The 12,672-nt window shown below is 41.5% G+C and carries 10 protein-coding genes, 2 tRNA genes and 1 pseudogene; 12 read left to right on the forward strand and 1 reads right to left on the reverse strand.

Annotation, left to right across the window (positions count from 1 at the left end; translation table 11 throughout):
- The first annotated feature begins 43 nt into the window (after window positions 1-43).
- From L0M14_RS03435 to L0M14_RS03450, 4 genes and pseudogenes are all read left to right on the forward strand, one after another.
- Window positions 44-115 (forward strand) — tRNA-Glu (locus L0M14_RS03435).
- A 39-nt stretch (window positions 116-154) separates the two neighbouring features.
- A tRNA-Leu gene (locus L0M14_RS03440) sits at window positions 155-236 on the forward strand.
- Between the two features lie 214 nt (window positions 237-450).
- Window positions 451-1,424: pseudogene (rfbB, locus tag L0M14_RS03445) on the forward strand (dTDP-glucose 4,6-dehydratase).
- Window positions 1,425-1,669: 245 nt separating this feature from the next.
- Window positions 1,670-2,677 carry an HD-GYP domain-containing protein gene (locus tag L0M14_RS03450; RefSeq protein ID WP_235122798.1) on the forward strand — a complete coding sequence of 336 codons (1,008 nt, stop codon included), beginning with the start codon at window positions 1,670-1,672 and terminating at the stop codon, window positions 2,675-2,677.
- Between the two features lie 47 nt (window positions 2,678-2,724).
- Here the strand turns inward: L0M14_RS03450 and cysC are convergent, their stop codons facing one another.
- Window positions 2,725-3,327, reverse strand: a complete 603-nt coding sequence (cysC, locus tag L0M14_RS03455; RefSeq protein WP_235120840.1) for an adenylyl-sulfate kinase — start codon at window positions 3,325-3,327, stop codon at window positions 2,725-2,727.
- Between the two features lie 187 nt (window positions 3,328-3,514).
- On the opposite strand from cysC, the gene L0M14_RS03460 reads away from it, so the two are divergent.
- The 8 genes from L0M14_RS03460 (at window position 3,515) to L0M14_RS03495 (ending at window position 12,642) form a co-directional block, all read left to right on the forward strand.
- Window positions 3,515-4,579: a DUF3231 family protein gene (locus L0M14_RS03460; protein WP_235120841.1), complete on the forward strand. Its 1,065-nt coding sequence runs from the start codon at window positions 3,515-3,517 to the stop codon at window positions 4,577-4,579.
- Window positions 4,558-5,022: a hypothetical protein gene (locus L0M14_RS03465; RefSeq protein WP_235120843.1), complete on the forward strand. Its 465-nt coding sequence runs from the start codon at window positions 4,558-4,560 to the stop codon at window positions 5,020-5,022. Before L0M14_RS03460 ends, L0M14_RS03465 begins: the two co-directional genes overlap by 22 nt.
- A 131-nt stretch (window positions 5,023-5,153) precedes the next feature.
- The gene (locus L0M14_RS03470) at window positions 5,154-5,810 is read left to right on the forward strand and encodes a dTDP-glucose 4,6-dehydratase (RefSeq protein ID WP_235122799.1); all 657 of its coding nucleotides are present in this window, start codon (window positions 5,154-5,156) and stop codon (window positions 5,808-5,810) included.
- Between the two features lie 854 nt (window positions 5,811-6,664).
- Complete coding sequence (locus L0M14_RS03475; RefSeq protein ID WP_235120852.1) at window positions 6,665-8,050, forward strand: hypothetical protein; 1,386 nt, start codon at window positions 6,665-6,667, stop codon at window positions 8,048-8,050.
- Window positions 8,051-8,134: 84 nt separating this feature from the next.
- Complete coding sequence (gene istA, locus L0M14_RS03480) at window positions 8,135-9,136, forward strand: IS21 family transposase (protein WP_235120854.1); 1,002 nt, start codon at window positions 8,135-8,137, stop codon at window positions 9,134-9,136.
- Window positions 9,137-9,141: 5 nt separating this feature from the next.
- Window positions 9,142-9,621, forward strand: coding sequence for a hypothetical protein (locus L0M14_RS03485; RefSeq protein WP_235120855.1), 480 nt, complete (start codon window positions 9,142-9,144; stop codon window positions 9,619-9,621).
- 1 nt (window position 9,622) lies between these two features.
- Entirely contained in the window at window positions 9,623-10,348 is a 726-nt protein-coding gene (gene istB / locus L0M14_RS03490) for an IS21-like element helper ATPase IstB (RefSeq protein WP_235120163.1), read from the forward strand.
- Window positions 10,349-10,404: 56 nt separating this feature from the next.
- Complete coding sequence (locus L0M14_RS03495; RefSeq protein WP_235120857.1) at window positions 10,405-12,642, forward strand: Calx-beta domain-containing protein; 2,238 nt, start codon at window positions 10,405-10,407, stop codon at window positions 12,640-12,642.
- Window positions 12,643-12,672: the final 30 nt, after the last annotated feature.

The following is a 12,672-nucleotide window of genomic DNA, read 5'->3' on the forward strand; positions in this document are numbered from 1 at the left end:
ATTGTCGTCAAAACGGGCTTCATAGTTCATCTAGACGCATCATGGCCCGTTGGTCAAGGGGTTAAGACACCTCCCTTTCACGGAGGTAACAGGGGTTCGAATCCCCTACGGGTCATCCTTTATTTCATAGGAAGAGCAATCTTCCCACATATACGCGGTCGTGGTGGAACGGCAGACACACCATCTTGAGGGGGTGGCGCTCACAAGGCGTGCGGGTTCAAATCCCGCCGACCGCATACTTAGAAAAGTCCTTTACAACAAGGATTTTTCTTTTTTTTGCTTATTTTGGACTAGGTTTTTTATTGATTCATTTATTCCCTCCCTCGGAACTAACTAAATAACTAACATTAAACCTATAGGAATTAAAGAATTTTTATATTGGGGAATGTGGTTGAAAACTCAAAGGCATCCTGTTACAATTCGTATCAAAAGGTTGGGAGGGGGAGTAAATTGAATATTTTAGTTACTGGTGGAGCCGGTTTCATTGGGAGTAATTTTATTAAACATATTCTACATACTCATCCGTCTTACAATTTAGTCAATCTTGATAAACTAAATTATGCGGGAAATTTAGAAAATCTTAAAGATGTCCAATGTGCGAAAAATTACCGTCTAGTAGTTGGTGATGTATGTGACCGTGTCTTAGTTGAATCAATTATTAAGGATAACAAGATTGATATTATTATTAATTTTGCAGCAGAGTCACATGTCGATCGAAGTATATCAGATTCAACACCTTTTATTCATACCAATGTAGTTGGTACACAAGTGTTACTTGAGGTCTCTAAATGCTCAGGTATACAAAAATACATTCAAATTTCCACGGATGAAGTTTATGGCTCATTAGATGACACGGGGTATTTCACGGAATCCTCACCAATTTCACCTAATAATCCATATTCAGCTAGTAAAGCGGCTGCAGATCACCTTGTTAGATCCTACCACCACACATATGGGTTACCAACGAATATTGTTAGGTTTGCAAATACCTATGGACCTTCACAATATCCAGAAAAGTTAATCCCTATGACGATAACAAATGCTTTGGAAAATAAAGAAATTCCGATACACGGACAGGGACTGAGCATACGTGATTGGTTCTTTGTGCAAGACAATGTATCCGCAATAGATACGATATTACATGAAGGATTATCAGGAGAAGTATATAATATTGGAGCACAAGAAGAACGACGTACAATTGATGTGGTACACGAAATACTAGAGATACTTGGAAAATCAAGGGGTTAATTAATTATATTGACGACCGTCAGGGGCAAGACTATCGATATGCTAATGATCCTAGCAAGATTATGAAGGACTTGAATTGGAAACCACGTTATAATTTCGAACTTGGTCTAAGGATTACGATTAATTGGTATGTTGAAAACAAAAAATGGTGGAAATCCCTTCAAAGCGTCGGTTGAAAAACTAATAAAGTAGTTCTCTAGCTCAACAAAGAAAGCGAACACTGCAATTCGTATGAATCTTAAACAACTATAAGAAGGATTACTTATATAATTTACAATTATGCTCCGTATCTAATGGGGCTAATTTGATTAATTTTTAATTTATTAATAAATAGGAAATTACTCCCATAGTAGCGGCTTAAATTGTCGGATATAATTGAAAAATGGAAAATAGTTGAAGGCGAGGGGCGCTCTCATTGGAAATGCTACTAGGGAAGAAAGTTAAATATGATGTGACGACAAGCTTTGGGCTTGTACTCGTTCCGGGTCAATCTGTGTTGGATCAGGAGCATTTGAATTTACTTCAGCAGCATCGTATCGATCTTGCGGATATTATCTTCATATCGGATGAAGAAATAGAATCTGACAAGGATACTTCCCAAGCGCTAGTGGAGAAGGCTACGCTATATGCGAAAGAGCTGTTCGAACGTATTCGGCTTCATAAAAAAATTCCATTGCTTGAAGTGAAAAATGAACTGATCCCGATTGTTCAAGAAGCGGCGGATCATCCCAATATCTTTCAATTATTTGAAGCTGTGAAGGCTAAGGACGAATACACGCACCGTCATAATATTGGTGTTGGGATTCTATCCACTCTAATAGGCAAATGGTTGAATCTAGCGGAGGCCGAAGTTGCTTTGTTGTCGCTTGCCGCGACGATGCATGACGTGGGCAAGATTCATATTTCCGAAGAGATCCTACTTAAGCCGGGAAAATTAACAGCAGATGAGTTCAGTGAAATGAAGAAGCATACGATCTACGGATATAATATGCTTAAGGAAACAGTCGGACTCAGCTATCGCGTTGCATTAGTAGCGCTGCAGCATCATGAACGAATGAATGGAAGCGGTTACCCTCTTAAGCTGAAGAGTGAGCAGATGGACCCCATGAGCCGCATTGTAGCGGTAGCGGACATTTTCCACGCAATGTCTTCAACAAGACCCTACCACGAGGCTATGCCATTTTATGAAATCGTCAGCCGAATGAGACAAGGCTTTTTTGGTGAGCTCGATCCACAGATTGTAGCCACTTTCCTCAATAATATGATTCAAAGTCTCATTGGACGCAGGGTGCAGCTAACCGACGGAAGATGGGGAGAAGTGATTTACATCAATCCTACGGATGATACGAATCCATTGGTGCGTGTGAATGAGCTGTTTCTTGACCTAAGTAAAGAGCGGCATATCCATATCAAGCAAGTGATTTCTTAATATATCCCAGCCCACCTTCCAATCAGAAGTGGGGCTTTTTATTTTCGTTAGAGAATATTTCGTTCTTCCAGTTGCTTGATGATGAATTGAACTGATTCTTGAACACCTGATGTTTCTGTGTCAATTAGGATATCCGGTTGAACGGGAACTTCATAACGGGCAGATATGCCTGTGAAGTGATGGATGTCACCTCTACGTGCCTTTTTATACAAACCTTTAGGGTCTCGATACTCACATTCTTCTAAAGAGCATTTTACATATACCTCAAGAAATTCACCTGGTTGAAATAAACTTCTTACCATTTCTCTGTCTTGGGTATGGGGAGATATAAATGCAGACAGAACAAACAACCCCGCATCAACAAAGAGTTTGGAGACTTCCCCTATACGGCGTATATTTTCGCGGCGGTCTTGCTCCGAGAAGCTCAAATCGGAGTTTAATCCATGGCGAATATTATCGCCGTCGAGCACATAGGAGCGAATACCTCTAGTAAGCAATTCTTTTTCCAAACTAAATGCTAAGGTTGATTTACCGGAACCAGATAAGCCAGTAAACCATAATGTACAGCTATTATGTCCATTTAGTTGATACCGTTCTAGTTTGGAAACAGAGGGATGATGCCAAGTGATGGATTTATGAGAAGGGTTCATATACACACCTCTATACAAAATGTATCTATTTTGTATCATTATGTATCACGAAGCGAAGTTTGTACAGGGGAAAACTTCAGTAGTCGCAATCAGCGGATTTATAGCGCATCAGAGAATAGCTTTTTGCACTTAGTGAGATCTTATTGTTGAAGGAAGATATGGTAATTACATCAACGGGGGATTGACGATGACATCGACGGCATATGCACAGCTTCCACTAACGTCCGCAGAGGTAGGAACAATGTGGATGGCCTATCAGGAAAAAACGCTACAACTTAGACTGATCGAGCATTTACTTGACTGCGGCCAAGAGCCGGAGGCTAGAGCTATTATTGAAATACATTATGAACGAGTACAAGTCCATCTCGAATCCATCAAACAGATGCTTCTTAAGGAAGAAGCTGTGATTCCGCAAGGTTTTACGGAGAGTGATGTGCAGCGAGGCGTTCCGCGCCTGTTTGATCCCTACTTTGATATCCTCTGGCTGCGTATGCTTAGTAAGGTTCAGATCGGACTGTATGCTCTGCATTTTACGATGTCTTATCGTCAGGATGTGAAGCAAGCGAATTTGGAGTTCACAGCGGAGGCCCAGGCTCTTTATGATCAAACAACCAGTTATTTAGAAAAAAGAAATGTACTAGGACGCCCGCCTTACGTGTCCATGCCGGATCGAGTCGGATTCGTTACTGATGAAGACTATTTAAAAGGAATGCGACTGTTTGCCAGTGTTAGATCTTTAAATACAATTGAAATCGGACACATGTATCAGGCTATCGAAACCAATGTTGTTGGTGCTCAAATGATGATTGGTTTTGCTCAAGCAGCTGCTCATTCTGAGGCTCGAGACTATTTTATGAAAGGGTATGATCTTGCCCGAAAAATTGTCGATACGCTTACAAAGGTGCTCGTTGAGAGCGGTTTAGAAGTAACATCAACATGGATAGGTAAGGCGACGAACTCCACCATATCCCCATTCTCCGATAAACTAATGATGTACCTGACCAATTTATTGACAAACTTTGGACTCGGGAGCAGCACAATCGGAGGGGCTTTCAGCTTGCGAAGCGACTTGCCGGTCGTGATGGGCAATATATCCAAGGATATTTTAACATTCGCCAAAGAAGGCGGAAGGCTTATGATCAAGCATGGCTGGATGGAGGAGCCCCTCAATCTGAGGACCGCAATAAAATTATTCAACAAAAATCTTAGCCTAAGAAAGAGCCTGGGCCTATGGAGCTGCATGAAAGGTTAGAAAAATTATTATGGAGTATCGCACTGCCGGGATTTGGACAACTGCTAAATGGAAAGTATGTGAAGGGTATTGTATTCATCGGCTTGGAGTTTGTTGTGAATATGAAGTCTCATCTCAATGAGGTCATCTTATTAAGCTTCCAAGGAGATATCCCCAGTGCAATTTTACATACGGACTATCAATGGATAATGTTCTATCCCTGCTTATACATGTTTGCAATGTGGGATGCTGTCAAAGATGCTGGAGGAGGGAGCACTCCATATTCGACTCTGCCTTATGTATGCGCGGCATTTCTAGCGACAGTTGGATTAATGTACTCAGATCGATGCGTGATTTTAGGGTTTTTGATGGGACCGGTTTGGCTTGCTATGCTTTTGTGTTTCATTGGTATCACTATTGGAGTTACTTTGCAAGTCACTATCAATCGGAAGAGTAGAGCTTAATATCAATAAATAAAAGGAGTTAAGTTCACTTACATGGACTCAACTCCTTTGTTGTTAACACATTTTGGAGCTTATTGAGATGAATATCAGATTCAACACCTTTTATTCATACTAATGTAGTTGGTACACAAATATTACTTGAAGCTTCTAAATGTTCCGATATACGAAAATTCATTCAGATATCCACGGATGAAGTTTATGGCTCATTAGATGATACGGGGTATTTCACGGAGTCCTCACCAATTTTACCCAATAATCCATATTCAGCTAGTAAAGCGGCTGTAGATCACCTTGTTAGATCATATCACCACACATATGGATTGCCAGTAAATTTTGTTAGATTTGCAAATATCTATGGACCTTCACAGTATCCAGAAAAGTTAATCCCTATGAAGATAAAAAAAGCTTTGGATAATAAAGAAATTCCGATACACGGGCAGGGATTAAGCATCCGTGACTGGTTCTTTGTGCAAGACAATGTAACAGCAATCGATGCGATTTTAAATAATGGATTACCAGGAGAAATATATAACATTGGAGCACAAGAAGAAAGGCGTACCATTGACGTGGTACAAGTAATATTGGAAATAATAGGAAAAATGAGGGGGTTAATTACATTTATTGATGACCGTCAGGGGCAAGACTACCGATATGCTAATGACCCTAGCAAGATTATGAATGACTTGGATTGGCAACCCCGTTACAATTTTGAACTAGGTCTACGGATTACGATTAATTGGTATGTTGAGAATAGAACATGGTGGAAAGCTCTTCAGAGTGTAGGTTGAGAAAACCTAAAAAATACGTCTAGCGACAATCTACATTTCGTTTGAGGACTCTAATCTAAGAGGGGAGACAGCTTATATTTCTACTATTATGCCCCCGTGTCTAACGGAGCTAATTTTATTTTACATATAGCCCCGATAACCTGTTTGATAGATAAAATATTAGTAATTAGGTAATTACTCCCATATTATCCGTTTTTGAAAAATGGAAAAAAGTTGTAGATGGGGGGCGTTCTTATTGGAAATGCTACTAGGGAAGAAAGTTAAATATGATGTGACGTCGAGCTGGTGGAGATAACGGACCATATGCACATCTGCCATATGTAGGAACGGCTTTTTTTGCGACCGTTGGACTGATGTACTCCGATTGATTTGTAGTCATGGGGATCTTGTTAGGGCCTGAGTGGCTGGCAATGTTTTTTTGTTTTATCGGAATTGCTGTAGGATCTAATATAAAACTTGATATCAAAGTTTACAAGGGAAGGCAGAGCTGCGTTATAGCGGCTTTGCTTACTCCAATTTTATTTATCGTGTGCGAATCGAACGGATACGATCAATGGACGTTCTGCCTATTCGTCGTCGAGCTTATTCATGATTTTGGTAATACATTCAGACCAGTTCCGCTGGATTTGCATCAATCTAGAGGTTGCTAATCTATGTGTCACTCTGAATTCGGACGCGATTCAATCTATGATTCACTTTGGCTATCTGGCAACGAAGGCTGTCGCAGCATCGAAATCGGAATGGAGTGATTCATTTCAAATATCACTTTTGTAACGAAGGAGTAGACAAGAAATAAAAAGTATTCCATAATCATATTGATACATAATGTATCAATATGATTATGGGGGTATTGTATGAAAGGCACCTATATAAAATGGATATTTATATTGATGTTGTCCGCCTTTATTCTAGCGATATCTCCTTGGTATTCCCATGCTGCAGATGATGGAATTACCATTATAAAGCAGTCCCCTGGGGTGGTCGGAAACGTTAGAGGTACTTTTGAGGTGAGAGTGCTTGTCTATTACAATTATCCCATCACAAGAGTGACGGCACAATTAGATTCTATATCCGAAGATTTAGTAAGTGTTGATTCAGAGACATGGCAAGCACAAATGGATATTTCATCCTTAGGTAAAGGTATAAAGAATGGCACTATTACGGCAACGGATAACCAAGGTCATATAGCGACCATACCCTTACGTGTTAATTATGATGACCCCCCGACATTGGCTGTACAACAACCCGATAGTTCCTCAATAACAACTGGAGATGTTCATGTACAAATGACATGTTCAGATGACAGTACATTAGGCTGCCAAAAAGTTACACTAGAGGCAAATGGCAAACAAATTATGTCTGACGTCAATACTCTCGATACAGTAATATCACTTTCTGAGTATGATGGAAAATTAGTTACTTTAAAGTTTACCGGTTACGACTCGGCTGGACAGCGGATTGAAGAGAAGAGGAATGTTTATGTAGATTCCAATAGCAGTCGTCTGACCTTGTTAAGTAGTTATCCCAATGCAAGGTTGCTTGACTTCGATTCGGATCGAGTCCTACTCCTTCAAAATAACAATTTTGAAATAAGGGATTTGCATTCATGTCATTTAATCGCTTCCATTCCCAATAGTTTGAATTCATTGATCAAAGAGGGCCGTTTGACCGCAAACGGTGCTATTATTAAAGACTCCGATGGCTCTGATTATGGAGAACATATATACGAATGGATAGATGAGCAATTTAACCTTGTTCTTAACACAGACAAATACACCGAAATTAACAATGTGACAAAAATAAAAGGAAATTATTTGCTCTATATAAAGGATGGCTTGGTTCTCAGGAATTTGTTAACTCGTAATGAAAAGCAAATTTCCCAAAGTAAAAAGATGATTGAGCTTTTACAAGACGGTACGGCCATATATGAAGAGGATGGAGTTATTAAACAGTATAAGGAAGATATGGGTGCTTCGTTGCTTTTAACACCTTTGCCAGATTACCAATTGATAGGGAGTGATGGGACTACTTCAGTATTCTTGAAAGAGCTTCCACGAAATGAATCAAGCATAAATAGTCAATATTCCATTCTCCTTCATAACGATGACGGCGATCGTGAGTTGGGTATTACCGAGCTAAGTCAAAGTTTAATCTATCCAGCTCCAAATGAAATCCTGGTGAATAACTGTATATTGCATACTAAAAGTGCCGAATATTGCAGCGTAAACGTGCCTAGCTAAAATGCAAAAAAAGAGACACTTGCCAGCATCCTATTATCCTCCTATCGTTAGGTTTGCGAGAACTGACGAAGGAGACTGGAAGGAATGCTGAAAATGCCTCAACAAGAGTATATCAAATTTTTACGTGAAGCAGAAGGCTGCTCGGTGAATGAGATTGCAAGACAAGTAGGGATTCATTGGAGAACAGCCAAACGGTATGCAGATAAAGATAATTGGAATGAAAACATCAATAAACGAAGAAGCAATAGCCCGGTGATGGGGCCTTTTATGGAAATTGTGGATACGTGGCTGGAGGAGGATCAGTTACTCCCTCGCAAGCAGAGACACACTGGGGTGAGAATCTTTCATCGATTGCAAGCCGAATATGCATTCACGGGTGGACAACGTACGGTATTAGCCTACGTTAAGAGACGAAAGAATGAAATGGTCTTGGAGCGTGCGAAATCTTATGAACGACTAGAACATCCACCAGGAGAAGCACAAGTCGACTTCACCACGATTCAGGTTAGTCGTGATCAGCAATTGCTTACCTACAAACTGCTGGTGGTTTCATTTCCTTCAAGCAATGCAGCATTCCTCTACCCTACACCAGCAGAAAACCAGGAATGCTTCCTAGAAGGTATGAAGCAGTGTTTTACACAAATGGGTGGTGTTCCTCGTCGGGTCTGGTTCGACAACCTATCCGCTGCAGTAGTTCACATCGAAAAACATGGAGAACGACAGTTGACGGAAGGCTTTCAAAGATTCTGTGCTCACTACCGGATGGAAGCAGTATTCTGTAATCCATACAGCGGCCACGAAAAAGGGCATGTCGAAAGCAAATGTGGCTATGCCAAGCGAAATTGGGCTGTACCTATTCCCATCTATGAAAGCCATGAGCAGTTGGCCGCCTACTTTGCCGAGCAGGCGCAGCAGGACCGTGAGCGTCCACACTACGCCAAGAAAGAGCGTATCGCTAGTCTATGGGAAGAGGACCGTCGTCATCTGCTAACGCTGCCTGAAGTGACTTTTGAGTCCTACCGAATGAGTGCAGCAGTGGTCAACAAGTACGGGAAATCCGAATTGAGAACACCTCCTTCCCGTTAGTCGGCTTGGTTTCACCTGGCAGTGAAGTACTCATTCAGACCTTCTGGGATCGGCATGTTATCCTGACACAAGGACAGCAGACAGTACGAGAAGTACCACGACCGTACACCGGCAGAACAGCGGATGTTCCATGGGTACAGGTATTCACCAACCTGCTGCGCAAGCCCCGAAGCGTCAACCATTCGCAATTCGTCCGGATGCTGCCAGAAGCGGTTCAACAGTATGTTCGCATAACAGATTTGATGTTGCGCAAAGAGCGATTGCAGGCGCTAGCCCATTGGTCAGGTGTTTACCCGATCACACAGATTGGACAAACGCTGCAGGAGACACATAACGAGGCCACGATTGCTCAGGTAACAGCTGCGCTTGGATTAAAGCAAATGAACCGGGATATTCCAGCAGCATGGGTTGAAACGCTATCTCCGCCTGGTACGCAGGGAAGCGATTCTCTAGGGCGTTATGATCGCCTAATGGGGGTGAGCTGAGGTGAGAAATGATCTGACAGAACTATGCCGGCAGCTCCGCCTGGCTCATGTGGTAGAATATGTCGTTCAACAGCAAGACGAACGCACACAGGAATTAGTGGAACAGCTGTTATTGGCCGAGAGAGAAGGCAGACGACGGGCAAAACTAGGGAAACTTGTCCAACAGGCAGGCTTCCCCCATTTGAAGACCTTTGAGGGGTATGTGAAAGACCATATTACGTTTCCTGCTGGTTGTACGCTCGACATATTGTTGGATATGACATGGTTAGAAAGACGAGAAAACTTGCTGTTGATGGGTGCGGTCGGAACAGGTAAAACCCATATGGCCACTGCTCTGGGGGTGGAGGCTTGCAGGCGAGGGCATGCGGTACAATTCTCTCGAGCTTCAGACCTTGTGGCGATCCTGCAAGAGAAGTTCGCAGCAGGCACGCTGAGTCGCTTTCGAGAGAAGCTAAGGAAAATGGATCTAATTATCTTGGACGAGGTAGGTTATGTCCCTTTTAGCCAAACGGGGTCGGAGCTACTGTTTAACGTCATTGCCGATTGTTATGAACAGCAGAGCGTGATCGTGACCTCCAATTTAGAATTCGGTCAATGGACCTCGATATTTGGGGACACGAAGCTCACCTCTGCGCTTGTTGATCGCCTGGTACACCACGCGCATATCCTGTCTTTTGGTGGTGAGAGTTTCCGATTCAAACAAGCTATGGAGCGAATTCCGCAGTAAGTTTTAACTGGCAGGTGTCCTAGGCATTTTTCGCAGCAAAACTAGGCACTTTTCACTTGCAAAAAACAAATAACGGATGGGTTGCTTATATTCGCATCGATAACAGCCAAAAGAAGGATAGTTGGGATGTTGGCAATCGAGAGTTATGGATTCATTCTCCTGATGGAACCGAACAAAAAGTAGCTGAACATATCTATGGTTTAGTTACTCTCTCGAACAACGGAGATATAGCTTATATGAAGGGCAATTTCTATGAAAATACGGGAAAGCTCTATGTCAGTAATCAAATAATGGGACAAAGACGAGGGGAAGTCCGAATTCCATTTACCACAACAAACCTGTTCCCGATAGACGGTCAATGGATGGGGGCGACAACGTTTAATCAAGTTTATAGAATCAATACGGATCAGCCAGATCCGGAAATTCTTTTTGTTAGCCCCAAAGATGGGCAATACACTTATTCGGATACTCTAACAATAGTAGTTGGATTAAAGTTAAGTGATGCGGGGATCGACCCGGCATCAATTCTTGTGAAGCTGGATGACATCCAGGTACCAGCCGAGTATGTAAGTGGGTCTTCTCATATAATCGTTCAGACCGATAGCTTGGATCCAAGTACAGAACATAAAATAAGCATTGATCTCAAGGATAGAAATGGATACCGTATGGATCATTCAGAACATCAGTTCAGTATTTTGATGGGTGATCCCTCAAAAAATTATTATGTAGCGCTTGGTGACTCTTTAGCTGCGGGTATGACACCAACAAAATCAATAGATTTCGGTTATCCTAGTTATATTTCCAATTATTTGTTCCATAAGGACGCTTTGTATGGAACCAATACAAACTTCATAGTTCCTGGCTACACATCGAGTCAGATATTGGCTGATATTCAAAATAATGCTCTTGATTGGCCGGGTGGATCGGATATAAAGGGTCATTTAGCTAGAGCTCAGATTGTGACTATTGATGCAGGTACTAATGAATTCTTGCAGGCTTTAGAGACGAATCAATATCAATTAAGTCCGGAACAAGCAAAGCAGCTCATTGATTCTGTATCGGGAAATATGAGCCAGATTGTGGCTCAAATTAAGTCACTGAATCCTGCCGTGCAAGTTTATGTTATGGGTTATTATGATGCCCTCCATAATGCCCCTTTTACAGACATCCAAAAGATCGGGATCTTGCAAGTATTGGATGGTTTAAATGATGCGGTTTCTCAAGCCGTACAGGCAAAGGGTGGTTTATTCGTACCGGTGAAAGATGCGATTGCGGATGATTATAACTTGAATCTGCCGACAACGGATATTCATCCAAGTTTAAAGGGATATCAAGTGATTGCTGATGAGTTTAAGAAATTTATTCAACCTCAACTGCTCTGGTCTGAACATCAAATTATCAGTACAAAGGAAATAACAGAATCAAGTCTTAAACTGCAATGGGCACCTGCAGGAAGAGAAACGGTATCATACAGTGTGTATAAAGACGGTCAAAACATAGCTACACTTCCAAGTAATATGAATGAATTTGATGTAAACGGGTTGAAGACAAATACTACGTATGAATTTAGTGTCGAAGCTAGTAGTGATCATCAGCATTGGTCAAAAAATGGACCTAAGATCACTGCAAAAACTGTAAAAGGTCCTTTTGATTTAGACACCACAGGACCAATTATCAGTAATGTTGAACCAACAGACGGAATGGCAGTAACTATATCATCGCCTATAATATCAGCTAAACTAATTGATGAGAATTCTGGGATTAATACGGATTCCATTCGAGTCAATTTGGATGGGAATGCTGTTCAGGCTAAATATGACTTATCCATAAAGACGGTAATAGCTGAAACTTATGGTCTGGCAAACGGAAAACATCATCTGGAAATCTATACCGAAGATCGAGCAGGAAATGTATCGTTCTCATCAACCGTATTCCTCAAAAAGGATCCAGAACCTATAGGGAAATTACAGTTCAGTTCTATTTTAACCAAAACTGACGAGAGCTCGGGCACAGTGACTGCCACTGTATATCGCAGCGGGGGGAGTCGCGGAGAAATAACAGTTAGATATACAACTAAAGACAGGTCAGCCGTAGCAGGGCAAGATTATCTTTCTTCATCAGGCCAGCTGCATTTCGCAGATGGTGAGATGAAGAAAACGATTCAAGTTAAAATCGTGAATGATACCGTAAGAGAATCATTAGAAACATTATACCTAGGTTTATATGCTCCTTCAGATAAAGCGATATTAGGGGCAGATACGGGGACCACATTTATCATTAGGGATGATGATTAATTCATACACAAATGTATGGAACAAGGGAAA

The sequence above is a fragment of the Paenibacillus hexagrammi genome, assembly GCF_021513275.1.
Classification (GTDB): Bacteria; Bacillota; Bacilli; order Paenibacillales; family NBRC-103111; genus Paenibacillus_E; species Paenibacillus_E hexagrammi.